Genomic DNA, 17034 nt, shown 5'->3' on the forward strand with positions numbered 1-17034 from the left:
CAAATGCCCTCGATCTCACTCGAGCCTGATGACCAGTGGATCGGCGCTATGGGCGCGAGGCGCCACGGGTTCGATCCAAATCAGGCCCTGGCTCCGCATGTAGTTCGGTGGAAAGGCGAGTCGAATCAGTCCGCGTTGAGGACACTTCCTTGGTTTTATGCATCTGAAATCGTCAGCTACGGCGATTTCAACTATGAGTTCGCGGGCACTGTCCAGCTCGACGCTAGCGGTGCTCGATTGACGTCGATGACTGCGGACATCGCGATGGAACTGGAGCTGATCTCCAAGAGACTGCCGTCGATCCCGTGGTCGACCGTCGTTATCTCTCGAAGGCAGGAAGAGTTCCCTCGCGCCATATCGACGCCGGGATGGATCGTTGTCAGCCACAAAGTGAATCTCAACTCTCCTGCCGAAGCGCGCCTGTATCTCCTCCACGAATTGCTTCACCAGTGGATCGGGGGGCTAGTGGCCATGCCGATCGAGGACGAACTTCGAGGGTGGGCGGAGGCTGTCGTCGACGCTCTTGTCTGGCACGTCGTCGGCGAGGTGCGCGGGGATCGAGCGGCCACGGCGTTCGCCTCGCTCTATGAACGCTACGAGGACATCGACGGATTGGCACAAGTCGGTTCCATGACTCGAAGGGCCCATGACATAGGGCGAGACGCCCTTTGGCGCGGAGCCATCGAAATGACCCAGGCCGCCCAACGGGCACTCGCATCAGGCAACCGGTTTACCTTTTCTCGCCCCTGGTTCGGAAATGAGCTGAGATGATCTCGACCCAGACCCTTTCGGTTTCTAACGGATGCAATCTGGCATGCACATATTGCTGGTACGAGACTGGCGCGGCGGAGTATCCTCACGCCGCTCTAACGCTTGACGATTACGCAGATTGGTTCCGTCGATGCGCGGAGAAGGAGCCCTTGACGCGCCTCATCCTGACGGGCGGCGAGCCGATGCTGCGCGAGGACCTGCCTGAGCTGCTGAGGATTGGACATTCCTACTTCCCCGAGGTCCTGTTGCTTACCAACGGACTACTGCTCACCCGCAGACCAGACTTCGTCGGCGAGCTTTCCCGGATGGGTACGCGAGTTCACGTCAGTCTCGACCACGTCTCGCCCTCGATCGACGACCGCGTCCGAGGTGGCACAAAGGGCGCCCTGGTCGGGTTGAACGCACTCGCCGCAGCGCATGTCGAGACGCAAGTCACTCTGGTATTGACGGCAAAGAACTACAGCGATCTTCCCTACGTTATTGGCTACTGCCGGCAGCATGACTTTGACCTCGAAGTCAATCCGGTCGCGGTGCCGCCGACGCATCCGCTATCGCTCACGACACTGGGCGGTGCGGAGCGCGATCTCCTCGTTGCAGAGCTGCGGGCAGCAAAGCAGATGCTCGGCCGGCCCGAGTATTACTTTCGAGTAATCCGATACCTCCAGGGAAGTCCGATACGGCCGCTCACCGCCTGCAGGGCCGTTGAAGCGGGCGTCTTCATCGAAGCGGACGGAAACATCCAGCTTTGCGGTCAGCGCCGTGAAGATGTTCTCGGCAATATCCGAACCTCGGCAATCTCGGAAGTTGTAGATCGACGCAACGCGGTCTTGCAGGCGCATTCTGCTGGTCCCTGCGTTTCGCTCGACTGCCTTACGGTGGCCTAGATCCATGGATGGGCCTGGAGAGGGCGACCATTGCTGACGCGTAAATTCCTGGTACTCACCTTTGTGGTTGTAGCCGCAGACTTCACATTTGGTGGTGTCTATGTGCAAGTGCTGCTCGATCGTGGTCTATCAACGGGCTTCATCGGCACAACGTTGTTCGGCGTGCTGATCGCCTCAAGCTTCATCGAGATTCCGAGCGGCGACTGGGGCGATCGATTCGGGCAGCGACGGCTAACAATCCTCGGTCTGCTGAGCTGGGGAATCGGACTCGTGGCGTTCGGGCTCACGGACTTTGTCCCCATCACCGTTCTCGCTTTGTTGTTGTGGTCAGTCGGGCAGGCCCTATACAGCGGTGCTCCGATCAGCCTTGCCATCAACTCGATCCCTACTGAAGACGGCGACGCTCGCCAGCGGCTGGTGAAAGCCGCCAACGTCACAAAGTGGATCGGCTCCACGGCCGGAGGGCTCCTCGTCCTTTTTGGGGCACTGCAGTTCAACGTCGAAGTCGCCATTGTTGTCGCTGGAGCCGGCATGCTTCTTGTCGCACTGTGGGTCCGCCTTGCGTGGCCCGAATCTGAACGCGTTGAGGTTGACCCAAGCGCCGGGATGTTTTCCAGGCTCCGACGAAACTGGTCACCGCAGCTGTGGCCCCTCCTCCTCCTTTTTGTAGTGACCTCGGCACTACTTTCGCTTCTGCTTTTTGCATGGCAACCACTTGCTGTGAGCGTGATCCACCTACCGGAGAGCTTTCTAGGCCTCGCGCTAGTTGTACTCACCGCGGTGGCGGCGGCGGGAGCAGCCGCCACGCGATTCGAATCAGAGCGGCTAGCAAAACACAATGTCGACATCTGGGTGCTTTTGGCGCTCTCAGGCGGATTCCTTGCTGTGGCAGATCTTTCACCGTGGCTTGCTGGCGCGGCAATCCTTGTGTCCGAGTTCACGATCTCAGCAGCCCTAACGCTCGGGGCTTCGAGGGCGCATGCAATCTTCAGGGACGATTCGCGCAATCTGCTGTGGTCCGCTTTCGGCTGGAGTTCCAGCATCGCTATGGCGCTGGCGGATCTTCTTCTTGGCTGGACTTGGGACGACCATGCGCTATGGCTGGGACTGAGTTCGAGTGTTGTAGTTCTCGCGATTGCCGTCGCAGTTGTCGTTGTGGTGGCATCACTTCGACGAGTTGCGGCAAAGCAGACCGACGCGGAAAGGAATGTCGGTCCTTAGTAAGCCCGTATTCTCGATGCGATTCGCACACCTGGAGCCCGCGCCGCCAACGTACCCAAGAGAACAGCGGCAGACTGATGGGCATACATGCCCTGACGGCCTACAGAGTGCTTGAGGCCTGGTCGCACCTCAGCACGGAGCCTGATACGAGATCGCCGACGAGTTGAGCGACCGCCGACACCCTGCCAGAGGCGACGACAGTTACCTCGACCTCGCCTGGAACTCTCCTCAGGAACCGAGCCGTCGACCATCGCCTGGCTGAGGATCTGACTCGTCAGAGAGACGGGCAGGCCTACGGGCCGGGACGTCTGGCGCTCACGCAGCCAGACGAGGGGGGCGGGTGCAGGAGCTGTAGAACAGCAAACACAACAGAGACCACATATGGGAAATGGACGTATGCTACCGTGGTAGATACGTTGAGCGCGTTATAAGAAACATAGGTGCAGGATGCACGGCGGCGTCTCCCTCTATCGGGTACCGGTGCGGGTGCGCGCCGGTATCTGGAGTCGGACACGTCGAAGGCGGACGAGTACTACCTGGAGGGCGGCACCGTTCTCGCGGAGCTGACCGTGGTGGACGCCGCGGGCGAGGTCGTCGCCGTGGCGTGCTTGTCGCCGGAGCAGTACGCGGGGTGGGCGGATTGGACCGACCCGTTGACGGGGGAGTCGATGGGCCGGCCGCGCGGTGCGGGCGACGGGAAGCAGGGGTCGCCCAGGTTTGCGGAGATGGTGGTGAACGCGCCGAAGTCCCTCTCGACCGCGGCCGCGTTGCACCCGGAGGTGTCCGAGGTCCTGGACGAGGCCTTGGCGGATGCAGCGGTTCAGATCCGCGGCTGGCTCGCCGAGCACAGCGTGACCCGTGTCGGGCCGCGGGGTCGTCAGGCGGTCGTGCCGGTTGAGCGGTTGCAGTCGGTGCAGGTCTCGCACAAGACCTCGCGGGCGGGGGACCCGCATCGGCATGTGCACTTCCAGATCGGCACGAGGGTGTGGGCGGCGGGCGCGTGGCGCGCCCTGGACACGGCCGCCCTCTTCAAGCAGCAAGGAGCAATCAGAGCGCTCGGGACGGCGGTGATCGCCGCGCACCCGCGCCTTGCGGCCGTGCTCGATGCGCACGGGCTCACGCTCGACCCGGTGACGGGCGAGGTGGCCGAGCTGGAGCGCTTCAACGCGACCATGAGCAAGCGTGGCGAGCAGGTGACCCGCAACTTCAATCGCTTCCTGGCGGGGTGGGAGGCGAAGCATCCGGGCCAGGAGCCCTCCCGGTCGGCGACGGCGCGCCTGCTGTCTATGGCGTGGGACCACGAGCGCCCCGCCAAACGGGCGTCCGCACGCTTGGGGAGCGAGGCGCGGTGGCGTGCGGAGCTCGCCGAGGCCGGCTACACCCCGAACCCGCCCCGTATCCCGCGCCCGGCGGCCAGGTCGTTGGACGACCTCAGCATCGAAGACATCGCCCGGCGCGCGCTCGACCGCGTGGCGGCGGCGCGGTCGGCGTGGACGCGCCACGACGTGCAAGAGAACGCCACGCGCCTGCTCACCGAGTACGGCGTGCGGGCCGCACCGAAGGAGATCGCCCGGTTCGTCGAGCTCGCCACCCGGCTCGCCCTGGAGGACACATTCTCGATCCTGCCGCCCGGCGCACCCGCGCCGGAGCATGTCGCGCACCTCACGAGCCTCCACGTCGTCCAGGTCGAGACGGCGCTACGCGATCTGCTGAGCGCCCGCGTGCAGCAGCGTGCAACCGCAACACCGGACGTGACCGCCCTGGCGAAGGCGGCCGGTCTCGACCGCGGGCAGGCGCGGGCGGCGGCCGCGATCGCGTCGACCGAGAGCCTTGTCGTGGTCGAGGGCGCGGCGGGTGCGGGCAAGACGACGATGCTCGGCGTCGCCATCCAGGCCGCCGCCGCGGAGGGGCGCAGGGTGCGGGTGGTGACGCCGTCGAAGAAGGCCGCGGACGTCGCCCGTCAGGAACTCGGCGTGCCAACGGATTCGGTGGCGAAGCTCGTGCACGAGCACGGGTGGCGGTGGAACGACGACGGAGTGTGGACACGCCTGCACCCCGGCGAGACGGACCCGGAGACGGGGGCGCTCTACCGCGGCCCGTCCACGTCGGCACGGCTCGTCCCCGGCGAGCGGGTGGTGGTCGATGAGGCGGGGATGCTCGACCAGGACACCACCCTCGCCCTCCTCACCGTGACCGCCGAGACCGGGGCCACCGTCGCGCTCGTCGGGGATCGGGCGCAGCTCCCGCAGGTCGGGCGCGGCGGCGTCCTCGACATGGCCGCCCAGATCAAAGGCGTCGTGCACGACATGGACACGGTGCACCGCTTCGCGGACCCCGCCTACGCCGCCCTCACGGTCAGGATGCGCGCCGGAGACAACCCCGACGCTCTGTTCGACGAGCTCGTGGCAATGGGCCTCGTCCGCCTGCATGAGAGCGCCGAGGCCGCCCGCGATGCGATCGCCGCCGATGTGCTGCCGGGCATGGCGGTCAGTGTCGCCACCAACGACGAGGCACGAGCACTCAACGAGATTGTCCGCGCACGACGTGTTGCCGAGGGGAACGTGGACGACACCCTCACCCTGCCCGGCACAGACGGGCTCCCCATCGGGGCGGGCGACGTCATCCAGACCCGCCAGAACGACTCCGAGCTGGGGGCCGCGAACCGGCAGACCTGGACCGTGCAGAAAGTCGACCCCGGCGGCATGTGGGTGCGCGAACTCGGCGGCGGAGCCAAGGCGCGCACCGTCGCGCTGCCCGCCGACTACGTCGCGGCGTCCGCGCACCTGGCCTATGCGGTGACGACCTACGGCGTCCAAGGCGCCACGGTGAATCGCTCGCACACCGTCCTCTCCGACGCGATGAGCGCCTCCGGCGTCTACGTCGGCATGACCCGCGGCCGGGAATCGAACCAGCTCCACGTCGTCGCTACCGACCTCGAGGATGCGCGCGAGCAGTTCCAGTCCGGCCTCGAGCGCGACACCGCCGACCGCGGCCTCACCCACGCCACCCAGAAGGCGGTCGAGGCCGTCGCCGGGCTCGCCCCGGCCTGGGCGGTGCAGGCGGTCGCTCTCGGCCGCACCATGCTCACCGAGCGCATCACCGACGCCCGCAGGCAGGAAGCGCACTGGCGGCGGGAAGCCACGCGGGCCTCGCAGCCGGACTACGCCCGCCTCATCGCCGAGCACGCCGAGACGTGGAAGGGCCGCGTCGAGCAGGCGCAGCACGCCCTCGACACCTTCGCCGCCCTGCCCGTCGAGGACGCCGCCGGCCTCGTCGTCAAGCACGAGATAGACCGCCGAGCCCAGCACCTTCGCAACGCCGGGCATGACGCGCTCACCGAGCAGGCCATGACACGCAGCGTCGAACACGACCAGGGGCCGCGACTCGGAATGTAGGTCCGGGCTAGAGGCGTTCGTCCCGGCGGGCGGGGTCTTGCCGGTCGTGCAGCACGGCGATGATCTGGACGATCTCGGCGTCCTCGTGGACCCGGTACAGGAGCTGGTACGGGAAGACGTGCAGGCTCGCCTGGCGCACGCCGCGGCGCACGACCGGAGCGGAGCGGGGGAAGTCTTCAAGGCGGCGGGCGGCGGCGTAGAACTCGGCGATGAACCGCTCCGACTGCTCCGGCGCTTCCGCGTCGTACCAGGCCAGCGCCAGGTCGCGGTCCCGCCGGGCGTCGGGGCCGAGAAGGACGTGGTAGCTCACGCGATGCGGCGGCGCTCGCGCAGCTCGCGGTCGTCCTCGTCGAGTGACACGAACGCCTCGGGGTTCGCGTCCGCCTCGGCGAGCCGCTGGTCGATCAGCGCAGCGACCTCGGGCGAGATCTCGCCGGCGTCGAGGGAGTCCTGCAACGCCGAGATCAACTCGCGGCGCGCGGACTCGTCGAGCTGGAGCGCCCGCTCGTAGAGGGCCCGATCGACCATGCCCTCATGGTACGCGCGAGCGCCGACGCGCGGCAGGACCTCGCGGCTCATTCGCCGTCCGGGTCGAAGGCGCGCAGGAACTTCTCGCGGGGGATGACCACCCGGCGTCCCAGGTGCACGGCGGGGATGTTGCCCGCGTCGATGCCCGCGGTGATCGTGCGCGGGTCCACGCCCAGCGCGGCGGCCGCCTCGGTCCTGGTGATGACGAGGTTCCGGGACCTCCGCAGCTCGTCCATCGTCACTGTCACCGTTCGCATCCCTGCACCTGCCATTCCGCGCCGTCCGAGGCGAGAAAGGGAATCTAACTCCGCACCCTTGTCGTGTCAAGTATCGCGCTGTATGTTTCTTATATGGAACCTAGACAGCGGGGCAACCCGCCCGGCAACACCAACCAGCACGTCGCCGCGAACCTGAGACGGACCCGGCAGGGCATCGGCCTCGACGTGCGCAGCCTCTCCGCCCGCATCAAGGCCGCGGGCCGCGCCATCTCACCGTCCGCCATAAGCAAGATCGAGAACGGCGATCGCCGCGTCGACGTCGACGACCTCGCCGTCCTCGCCTTCGCCCTCAGCACCACCCCCGCCGACCTGCTCACCCCGCCCGAGGGCGCCGACGCACCGACCGGCCTGCCCGAGCAGTTCAACGCCGAGGAACTCCGTTCCTGGGTCGAGGGCAGGACCGCTCTCACCGACGACGCCCTCACCCGGTACTGGACCGAGCAGGGCAACCTCGCCGCCGCTGCGCTCTACCGCGCGGAAGAGACCCTGCGCCGCATCGACGCCGGGCATGGGGGCACCGTGGAGCGCGAGCCCTACGAGAGCGCCGCCGGCCGCGAGAGAGAACGCCTGGACCTCGCCAACGCCCGCCGGCGCCACCTCGACCCGACCCTCGCCCCGATCGAGCCCCTCGACATCCCCGGATACACCGGCGACATCGCCGCCATCACAAGGAGAATCCGTGCCAGTGAATAGCTCACCCGACGCAGGCAGCGACGCGCCGAAGAAGCAGCGCCGCTCCCGCTCGCGCCACCCCGGCGCGCTCGACCACTACGAGACCCGCGCCGGCACCCGGTGGAAGTTCCAGCTCTACGTCCCCAAAGACCCCGACCACCCCGAACTCGGCGACACCCGCATGACCCGCGGCGGCTTCACCAGCGCCGAAGAAGCCCAAGACGCACTCACCGACGCCCTGAAGAAGAAGGCGCACAACGAGAAGTTCGGCGTCAAGACGCCGACCGTCGCCGCCTATGCCGAGACGTGGGTGTCAGGGCTGCGACTGGAGCGATCGACCATTCAGGGGTACCGGAAGATCATTCGCAACCACATCGAGCCGCAACTCGGCGACCTCGCCCTCGACAAGCTCACCGCGACCCGCATTGCCGCGCACTACCGCGAGCTGGAAACCTCTGGCCGGCGCGACAAGCGAGGGCTCGGCCAGCCACTCGGCGCGAGCACGGTCCAGAAGGTGCACGTCGCGCTCGGCGCGATGCTCGACGCCGCACTCGATGATGGCTTCATCGCCTCCAACCCCGCGCGGAAGAAGCGCACCGTCAAGGCGCCGAAGAACAGCGAGGTCCGCGCCCAGAAGCCGGAGATCGTCACCTGGACGGAGCTGCAACTCGATGCTTTCCTCGCCTGGAACCGTGACGTGCTCAAGGACGACCTGTTCCCGCTCTGGAGAACGATCGCCTGGACGGGGATGCGGCGCAGCGAATCCCTCGCACTCCGGTGGGGTGACGTCAACTTCACTGCCGGCAGGCTCAGTGTTCGCCGCGCCGCCGACGTCACCATCCGCAACACGGTGAAGCAGACCAAGACCGGCTCGGCGCGGCCCGTCGATCTCGATGCCGAAACACTCGCCGTGCTCAAGGCGTACAAGGCCAAACGAGGCGCGATATCCCTCGACCTCGCCCGGCCCGAGGCCTATGTCTTCGGCAACAACGCCGGAGAGGTCCGCTCTCCCAATGAAGTCGGACGTCGCTGGACATACCGAGTCGCCCGCGCTCGTGCCGCGATCGAAGACCTGCCCGGCGGCGTCACGCTCAAGGGACTACGGCACACGCACGCCACGCTCCTGCTCGAACTCGGCGTCCACCCCAAGATCGTTCAAGAACGACTTGGCCACTCCACGATCAGCACGACCATGAACATCTACAGCCACGTCACGCCGACGATGCAGAAGGCAGCAGTGGAGTTGCTGGCCTCGCGTCGCGGCAGGGCTTAGCACATATCTCAGCACATGGCCTTGTTTTCAAGGTCCCCAGGCCACAAAAAAGCATGGTCAGACGCGGTATTCAAGTGGCGGAGGATGGGGGATTCGAACCCCCGAGGGCTTTCACCCAACACGCTTTCCAAGCGTGCGCCATAGGCCACTAGGCGAATCCTCCGGACTGAGCGAGTCTAATAGACTGGTCGGCGGCCGCCCGCGTGGCGCCATCCAGGCCAACTCCCCCAGGGCGGAGACGCAGCAAGGGTAACCAGGCTCTGGCGGGTGCGCGGGTGGTCCTTTTCTGTCCCGGTGAGCGGGATGAACTCGTGGCTGCGCCGATGCGGCCCGATTCGATTCGTGACAGGCTGAAGCCGTGTGGACGGTTCGCGATTCTGCGCCGGTGTCAGGCGAGGCCATCCGTCTCATCGACACCTTCTGGCGTGCCGCCAACTACCTCGCCGTCGGGCAGATCTACCTGTTGGACAATCCGCTGCTGAAGCGCCCGCTGACCCACGACGACATCAAGCCGCGCCTGCTCGGCCACTGGGGCACGACGCCGGGTCTGACCTTCATCTATGCGCACCTCAACCGGGCCATCCGCGAGCGGCAGCAGTCGACCCTCTTCATCACCGGGCCCGGCCACGGCGGCCCCGCGATCGTTGCGAGCGCCTACCTCGATGGCACCTATTCCGAGGTGTACTCCGACATCGACAGGACCGAGGCGGGCATCGGGAAGCTGTTCCGCCAGTTCTCGTTCCCGGGGGGAATCCCGTCGCACGTCGCCCCTGAGACGCCGGGCAGCATCCACGAGGGCGGTGAGCTCGGCTATTCGCTGAGCCATGCCTTCGGCGCCGCGTTCGACAACCCCGATCTGCTGGTGGCCGCGGTCGTCGGCGACGGCGAGGCCGAGACCGGCCCGCTCGCGACGAGCTGGCACTCCAACAAGTGGCTCAACCCGGTGCAGGACGGCGTGGTGCTGCCGATCCTGCACCTCAACGGCTACAAGATCGCGAACCCGACGGTTCTCGACCGGATTCCCCGCGCCGAGCTCCTCGCCCTCTTCGAGGGCTACGGCTACCACCCCTATGTCGTCGAGGGCGGCTTCCACCGCGAGGATCACCTCGCGGTGCACCGGCGCATGGCCGAGACCCTCGACCGGGCGCTCGACGAGATCGCCGAGATCAAGGCCGCAGCCCGCGAGGGCCGACTCGAGGGCCGGGCCAAGTGGCCGATGATCATCCTGCGCACGCCGAAGGGGTGGACGGGCCCGGAGACGATCGACGGCCTCGCCATCGAGGACTCCTGGCGCTCGCACCAGGTGCCGCTCGCGAACATGCGCGACACGAAGGAGCACATCGCGATCCTTGAGGAGTGGCTGCGCTCCTATCGCCCCGAGGAGCTCTTCGACGAGAGCGGTGCGCCGCTGCCCGACACGGTCGCGATCGCGCCGGAGGGCGAGCTGCGCATGAGCGCGAACCCGCATGCGAACGGCGGCCTGCTCAAGCGCGATCTCCGCCTGCCCGACTGGCGCCGGTACGGGGCCGACGTTCCGACGCCGGGCAGCACGCTCAGCGAGGCGACGCGCGTGCTCGGCGAGTGGCTCGCCGACGTCATCGCGGGCAATCCCGACAATTTCCGCATCTTCGGCCCCGACGAGACGGCGTCGAACCGTCTCGCACCGTCGGTGTACCGCACGACGGACAAGCAGTGGGAGGGCGAGATCCGCCCGACCGACGAGAACCTCGCGCCCACCGGCCGCGTCATGGAGATCCTCTCCGAGCACACCTGCGAGGGTTGGCTCGAGGGCTACACGCTCACCGGGCGGCACGGTCTCTTCACGAGCTACGAGGCGTTCATCCACATCGTCGACTCGATGTTCAACCAGCACGCGAAGTGGTTGAAGACGGCCCGCGGGATCCCGTGGCGCCGGCCCGTCGCGAGCCTCAACTACCTGCTTTCGAGCCACGTCTGGCGGCAGGACCACAACGGCTTCTCGCACCAGGACCCGGGCTTCATCGACCACGTCGTCAACAAGAGCGCCGATGTCGTGCGCGTTTACCTGCCCGTCGACGCCAACACGCTGCTCGCGGTCTACGACCACTGCCTGCGCTCGGTGAACTACGTCAATGTCGTCGTCGCGGGCAAGCAGCCGCAGCCGAACCTCCTCACCGTCGAGCAGGCGGCCGAGCACACCCAGCGCGGCCTCGGCATCTTCGAGTGGGCGGGCAGCGAGGTCGCGGGCGAGGCGCCCGACGTCGTGCTGGCTGCGGCGGGCGACGTCCCGACGCTCGAGATCCTCGCGGCGTCCGAAATCCTGCAGAACCGGATTCCCGATCTCGCGGTGCGCGTCGTCAACATCGTCGACCTCATGAAGCTGCAGCCTGAGAGCGAGCATCCGCACGGTCTCCCCGATCAGGACTACGACGCGATCTTCACCGTCGACAAGCCGGTGATCTTCGCCTACCACGGCTATCCGTGGCTCATCCACCGGCTCACCTACCGCCGGGCCGGCCACGCCAACCTCCACGTGCGCGGCTACAAGGAGAAGGGCACGACGACGACGCCGTTCGACATGGTGATGCTCAACGATCTCGACCGCTACCATCTCGTCATCGACGTCATCGACCGGGTGCCCGGCCTCGCCGAGAAGTACGGCCCGCTGCGCCAGGAGATGCAGGACGCCCGGGTGCGCGCCCGCGCGTACACGCGCGAGCACGGCGAGGACCTCCCTGAGGTCGCGAACTGGGCGTGGGGCGACGGCCGCTCGGAGGCGGGCGCGCACCAGGGCACGGGTGGCGACAACGAATGAGCGTCAAGTCCATCTACGTGGCCTCGGCTGAGGGGTCGACGGGCAAGTCGACCGTCGCCTTCGGCGTACTGCGGGCGCTCACCCGCCAGGTGCAGCGCGTCGGCGTGTTCCGGCCCATCGCGCGCTCGAGCGACGGGCAGGACTATGTCGTGCAGCTCCTCATCGAGAACCAGACGGCCGGGCTGACCTACGACGAGGTGATCGGCATCACCTACGACGACGTGCAGGGCGATCCGGATGTCGCCCTCGGCCGCATCATCGAGCGCTACAAGGCCGTCGAGGCGAAGTGCGACGCGGTCGTCGTCGTCGGCTCCGACTACACCGGCGTCAGCGCACCGACCGAGCTCGGCTTCAACGCGCGCATCGCCGCGAACCTCGGCGCGCCGGTGCTGCTCGTGCTCGGCGGGCGGGTCGCCGGCATCGCGGGCGACGAGGTCATGGGCGCCCGCCCCCCGCGGAGCCCCGCGCAGGTGAAGCAGCTGGCGGAGTCCACGATCGCCGAGCTCCACGCCGAACATGCCGCTCTCCTCGGCGTCGTCGTCAACCGGGCCGACCCGGATGCCGTCCTGCAGATCGACCAGGCGCTCTCCGGGCTGCCGGGCCGGGTCGACGGGCAGACGCCGGTGTTCGTCATCCCCGAGGACCCGCTGCTCGTGGCGCCGACGGTCTCGGCCGTCATCGACGCCGTCGACGGCGAGCTCGTCTTCGGCGACCCGGCGCTGTGCGAGCGCGAGGCGCTCGGCATCGTCGTAGCGGGCATGTCGATGGAGCACATGCTGCCGCGCCTCATCGAGGGCGCCGTCGTCGTCGTGCCGGGCGACCGCGCCGAGGTGCTGCTCGCGGTGCTCGCCGCGAACGAGTCCGGCGCGTTCGCCTCGAGCGCGGCGGTCGTGCTCAACGGGGGCTTCGCGCTCGACGAGTCCGTCAAGCGCCTCATCGACGCGATGCATCCGACGATGCCGATCATCTCGACGGTGTACGGCACCTACGAGACGACGGTGCGCATCAACCGGGCGCAGAACCGCCTCGCGGGGGAGTCGAAGCGCAAGGAGGAGCGCGCGATCGCGCTCTTCGACCGCAACGTCAACCACATCGCGCTGTTCGACGCGCTCGACGTGGAGGCCTCGCCCGTCGTCACCCCGCTGATGTTCGAGTACGGGCTCGCCGAGCGCGCCCGCAGCGTCACGAAGCACATCGTGCTTCCCGAGGGGGGAGAGGACCGCATTCTGAGAGCGGCGGCGATCGTGCTGGCGCGCGGCATCGCCGATCTCACGATCCTCGGCGACGAGCAATCCGTGCGCGCCCGTGCCCGCTCCCTCGGCCTCCACCTCGACCAGGCGCGCGTCGTGAGCACCTCCGATCCGACGCTGCATCGGCTGTTCGGCGAGAAGTACGCCGAGCTGCGCGCCAAGAAGGGCGTGACGCTCGACCAGGCGCTCGACATCGTCACCGATGTGGCCTATTTCGGCACGATGATGGTGTACTTCGGGATGGCCGACGGCATGGTCTCGGGGGCGGTGCACACCACCGCGCACACCCTCCGTCCGGCATTCGAGATCATCAAGACCAAGCCGGGCGTCTCGATCGCATCGAGTGTCTTCCTCATGGCGCTCGCCGACCGGGTGCTCGTCTACGGGGACTGTGCGGTGGTGCCCGATCCGACCGCCGAGCAGCTCGCCGACATCGCCATCTCGGCGGCGGCCACAGCCCAGCAGTTCGGGATCGAGCCGCGGGTGGCGATGCTGTCGTACTCGACGGGGGATTCCGGCAGGGGCGCCGACGTCGACAAGGTCAAGGCCGCGACCGAGCTGGTCCACGAGCGGGCTCCGGAGCTGCTCGTCGACGGGCCGCTGCAGTACGACGCGGCGGCGGATGCGGTGACGGCCGCGGCGAAGGCGCCGGGCTCGCGGGTGGCGGGGCGCGCGACGGTGTTCATCTTCCCCGATCTCAACACGGGTAACAACACGTACAAGGCGGTGCAGCGCAGCGCGGGCGCGGTGGCGATCGGGCCGGTGCTGCAGGGGCTCAAGAAGCCGGTGAACGACCTCTCGCGCGGCGCGCTGGTGGAGGACATCGTCAACACCATCGCGATCACGGCCATCCAGGCGCAGAGCACCGAGTGACCGGCATCCTCGTCGTCAACAGCGGCTCGTCCTCGCTGAAGTACCAGCTCATCGACATGACGGCCGAGTCGGTCCTCGCGAGCGGGCTGATCGAGCGGGTCACGGATCACGTAGCGGCCTGCCGCACCATGATCGGCGAGCTGGAACGGCTCGGTCTCACCGCCGACGCCGTGGGGCACCGCGTCGTGCACGGCGGCTCCGACTTCTCGGCGGCGACCCTCGTCGACGACGGCGTGCTCGCGAGGATCGACGCGCTCGCCGAGCTCGCGCCCCTGCACAACCCGGCGAACCTCGACGGCATCCGCGCGGTGCAGGACGCCTTTCCCGGCATCCCGCAGGTGGCGGTCTTCGACACGGCGTTCCATCAGACCCTCGCGCCCGAGGCGTACACCTACGCGATCGACCGCGAGCTCGCCGAGCAGTACCGGGTGCGCCGCTACGGCTTCCACGGCACCTCTCACCGGTTCGTGTCCGGCGAGGCGGCGCGCTTCCTCGGCCGGCCGCTGGATTCGCTCAAGCAGATCGTGCTCCACCTCGGCAACGGCGCCTCGGCGTGCGCGATCGACGGCGGCCGTTCCGTCGACACGAGCATGGGGCTGACCCCGCTCGCGGGCCTCGTCATGGGCACCCGCTCGGGCGACCTCGATCCCGCCGTGCTGCTCCACCTCATGCGCCGGGCGGGGCTCGGCGCCGACGAGCTCGACGAGCTGCTCAACACGCGCAGCGGCCTCCTCGGCCTCTCGGGGCACGCCGACTGGCGCGACGTGCAGGCGGCGACGGCCGCCGGCGACGAGCGCGCCGCTCTGGCCGCGCAGGTGTTCCGGCGGCGCATCACGCACTACGTCGGCGCGTACGCTGCGCTGCTCGGCGGGCTCGACGTCGTCTCCTTCACGGCGGGCATCGGCGAGCACAGCGCGGCGGTGCGCGCCGAGGTGCTCGCGGGGCTCGGCCATCTGGGCATCGAGGTGGAGCCCGGGCGCAACGAGGGCGCCGAGGGCGGAATCCGCACCATCTCCTCGGATGCCTCGCGTGTCACGGTTCTCGTGGTGCCGACGAACGAGGAGCTCGAGATCGCCCGCGAGGTGCTCGCGCTGCTCTTCTGAGCCCCGCAAGCGCACTAACGGCGGCGGATGGTGCGCCGATTGTTCCCAGCGAAGGACGCGTTGCACTCGTGGGGCCTCACAACTCTTCGCGACGCGGCTTCGGGGGCAACTGAACAGCGGATACCGCCCGCCGGCTTGCGCGTGCAGCGCAGTTTCGGGGGGAACGCCCGGCGGGCGGTTCCGGTTCAGGCCCGCTGTCAGCGCGGCTCACTACCATCAGAGAGTGGTCACCGCCCTCTACCGCCGCTACCGGCCCGAGACCTTCGCCGAGATGATCGGCCAGGCTCAGGTGACCGAGCCGCTGATGACGGCGCTGCGCACCAACCGGGTCAACCACGCCTACCTGTTCTCGGGGCCGCGCGGCTGCGGCAAGACGACGAGCGCGCGCATTCTGGCGCGCTGCCTCAACTGCGTCGAGGGCCCGACCGACACGCCGTGCGGTGTCTGCGAATCCTGTGTCGAGCTCGGTCGCGGCGGGCAGGGCTCGCTCGACGTCGTCGAGATTGACGCGGCGAGCCACAACGGCGTCGACGACGCCCGCGACATCCGCGAGCGCGCGATCTTCGCCCCGGCGCGCGACCGCTACAAGATCTTCATCCTCGACGAGGCGCACATGGTGACGCCGCAGGGCTTCAATGCGCTGCTCAAGATCGTGGAAGAGCCGCCCGAGCATGTGAAGTTCATCTTCGCCACCACCGAGCCGGAGAAGGTCATCGGCACGATCCGCTCGCGCACCCACCACTACCCGTTCCGGCTCGTGCCGCCCGCGCTCATGCTCGACTACGTGCAGAAGCTCTGCTCCGAAGAGTGCATCGCCGCCGCGCCCGGTGTGCTGCCGCTCGTGGTGCGCGCCGGTGGCGGTTCGCCGCGCGACACGCTCTCGCTGCTCGACCAGCTCATGGCGGGGTCGGAAGGCGATGTGATCGACTACGAGCGCGCGGTCGCGCTGCTCGGCTACACGCACGCCGCGCTGTTGGACGAGGTGGTGGATGCGCTGGCCGGCCGCGACGCCGCGGCGGCGTTCGCCGCCGTCGACCGGGTCGTCCAGACCGGGCAGGACCCGCGCCGGTTCGTCGAAGACCTGCTGGAGAGGCTGCGCGACCTCATCGTCATCGCGGCCGCGGGGCGGGAATCCGCCGCCGCAGTCCTGCGCGGGGTACCCGCCGACGAGCTCGACCGGATGGCGACGCAGGCGCGCTCGTTCGGCTCGGGCGAGCTGTCGCGGGTGGCCGACATTGTCTTTGCGGCACTGACCGAGATGTCGGGGACGACGGCGCCGCGCCTGCAGCTCGAGCTCATGCTCGCGCGCGCCTTGGTGGAGCGGGATGCCGCCGTGCACTCCGGCCCCGGCGCGGTCATCCCTGCAGCTCCCGCAGCCTCAGGTCCTGCCATCCCTGCCGTGGCGGCGGCGCCGGCTGCCGCGGTGTCGCCCGCCGCGCCCGCGCCCGCGCCCGTGCCCGCGCCCGCGCCCGCCGGCGAGTGGACCACCCCCGGCGTCACCGGCGTGGCGGAGACCGCCGTCTCGGCCCCGACTCCCGCCGGCCCGGTCACCCTCCAGCAGCTCAAAGACGCCTGGCCGCAGGTTCTCGACCGGGTGCAGAAGGCCAGGCGCGCGGCGTGGCTGGTCGTCTTCACGGCGACGGTGCGCAAGCTCGACGGCGACGTGCTGACGCTGACCTTCCCGTCCGATGCCGAGCGGGACTCCTTCCGCCCGGTCCCCGGCCAGGCGGACGGCGCGAGCGAGCTCCTCCGCCAGGCGATCCTCGACCTGCTCGGCATCCGCGTGAAGTTCGTCGCCCTCACCGCCGCCGCGTTCGCCGCCTCCCTCAAGGAGCAGTTCGCCAGTGCGGCGCCGGCGGCCCCGAGCGCAGCCGCGGAGCCCGCACCCGTGGCCCAGGAGCCCGCACCCGTGGCCCAGGAGCCTGCACTCGCCGCCGCGGAGCCCGCACCCGCCGCCGCACCCGCCGCCGCACCCGCACCCGCACCCGCGGA

At 68.5% G+C, this 17034-nt stretch carries 13 protein-coding genes, 1 tRNA gene and 1 other RNA gene; 11 read left to right on the forward strand and 4 right to left on the reverse strand.

The window, feature by feature from the left end; translation table 11 throughout:
* The first annotated feature begins 3 nt into the window (after positions 1-3).
* From M7D61_RS08810 to mobF, 4 genes are all read left to right on the forward strand, one after another.
* The gene (locus M7D61_RS08810) at positions 4-771 is read left to right on the forward strand and encodes a hypothetical protein (protein WP_298229613.1); all 768 of its coding nucleotides are present in this window, start codon (positions 4-6) and stop codon (positions 769-771) included.
* Complete coding sequence (locus tag M7D61_RS08815; RefSeq protein ID WP_298229615.1) at positions 768-1655, forward strand: radical SAM protein; 888 nt, start codon at positions 768-770, stop codon at positions 1653-1655. Before M7D61_RS08810 ends, M7D61_RS08815 begins: the two co-directional genes overlap by 4 nt.
* Before the next feature lie 30 nt (positions 1656-1685).
* The gene (locus tag M7D61_RS08820) at positions 1686-2876 is read left to right on the forward strand and encodes an MFS transporter (RefSeq protein WP_298229617.1); all 1191 of its coding nucleotides are present in this window, start codon (positions 1686-1688) and stop codon (positions 2874-2876) included.
* Positions 2877-3316: 440 nt separating this feature from the next.
* Positions 3317-6271 carry a MobF family relaxase gene (gene mobF, locus M7D61_RS08825; protein ID WP_298229619.1) on the forward strand — a complete coding sequence of 985 codons (2955 nt, stop codon included), beginning with the start codon at positions 3317-3319 and terminating at the stop codon, positions 6269-6271.
* A gap of 7 nt (positions 6272-6278) precedes the next feature.
* Here the strand turns inward: mobF and M7D61_RS08830 are convergent, their stop codons facing one another.
* The 3 genes from M7D61_RS08830 to M7D61_RS08840 are packed head-to-tail and all read right to left on the reverse strand — an operon-like array spanning position 6279 to position 7056.
* Positions 6279-6581 (reverse strand): type II toxin-antitoxin system RelE/ParE family toxin, encoded by a 303-nt coding sequence (locus M7D61_RS08830; RefSeq protein WP_298229621.1) that lies wholly within the window; start codon positions 6579-6581, stop codon positions 6279-6281.
* On the reverse strand, positions 6578-6850 hold the full coding sequence (locus M7D61_RS08835) for an addiction module protein (protein ID WP_298229623.1): 273 nt from the start codon (positions 6848-6850) through the stop codon (positions 6578-6580). The genes M7D61_RS08830 and M7D61_RS08835 overlap by 4 nt, the downstream gene beginning before the upstream one ends.
* Positions 6847-7056, reverse strand: coding sequence for a helix-turn-helix domain-containing protein (locus M7D61_RS08840; RefSeq protein WP_298229625.1), 210 nt, complete (start codon positions 7054-7056; stop codon positions 6847-6849). Before M7D61_RS08840 ends, M7D61_RS08835 begins: the two co-directional genes overlap by 4 nt.
* A gap of 93 nt (positions 7057-7149) precedes the next feature.
* On the opposite strand from M7D61_RS08840, the gene M7D61_RS08845 reads away from it, so the two are divergent.
* Both M7D61_RS08845 and M7D61_RS08850 read left to right on the forward strand, forming a co-directional pair.
* Positions 7150-7770: a helix-turn-helix transcriptional regulator gene (locus M7D61_RS08845; protein ID WP_298229627.1), complete on the forward strand. Its 621-nt coding sequence runs from the start codon at positions 7150-7152 to the stop codon at positions 7768-7770.
* Positions 7763-9022, forward strand: coding sequence for a tyrosine-type recombinase/integrase (locus M7D61_RS08850; RefSeq protein WP_298229629.1), 1260 nt, complete (start codon positions 7763-7765; stop codon positions 9020-9022). Before M7D61_RS08845 ends, M7D61_RS08850 begins: the two co-directional genes overlap by 8 nt.
* Before the next feature lie 75 nt (positions 9023-9097).
* Here M7D61_RS08850 and M7D61_RS08855 read toward each other — a convergent pair.
* Positions 9098-9185 (reverse strand) — tRNA-Ser (locus M7D61_RS08855).
* Positions 9186-9212: 27 nt separating this feature from the next.
* Here M7D61_RS08855 and ffs point away from each other — a divergent pair.
* From ffs to M7D61_RS08880, 5 genes are all read left to right on the forward strand, one after another.
* Positions 9213-9309: signal recognition particle sRNA small type (ffs, locus tag M7D61_RS08860), an RNA gene on the forward strand.
* A gap of 71 nt (positions 9310-9380) precedes the next feature.
* The gene (locus tag M7D61_RS08865; RefSeq protein WP_298229631.1) at positions 9381-11816 is read left to right on the forward strand and encodes a phosphoketolase family protein; all 2436 of its coding nucleotides are present in this window, start codon (positions 9381-9383) and stop codon (positions 11814-11816) included.
* On the forward strand, positions 11813-13939 hold the full coding sequence (gene pta, locus M7D61_RS08870) for a phosphate acetyltransferase (RefSeq protein ID WP_298229633.1): 2127 nt from the start codon (positions 11813-11815) through the stop codon (positions 13937-13939). Before M7D61_RS08865 ends, pta begins: the two co-directional genes overlap by 4 nt.
* Positions 13936-15042 (forward strand): acetate kinase, encoded by a 1107-nt coding sequence (locus M7D61_RS08875; protein WP_298229635.1) that lies wholly within the window; start codon positions 13936-13938, stop codon positions 15040-15042. Before pta ends, M7D61_RS08875 begins: the two co-directional genes overlap by 4 nt.
* Positions 15043-15265: 223 nt before the next feature.
* Positions 15266-17034 (forward strand): DNA polymerase III subunit gamma and tau (locus tag M7D61_RS08880; protein ID WP_298229636.1); only part of this gene is annotated, 1769 nt, incomplete at its 3' end.

Source organism: Gryllotalpicola sp., from assembly GCF_027352875.1.
Lineage (GTDB): Bacteria > Actinomycetota > Actinomycetes > Actinomycetales > Microbacteriaceae > Gryllotalpicola.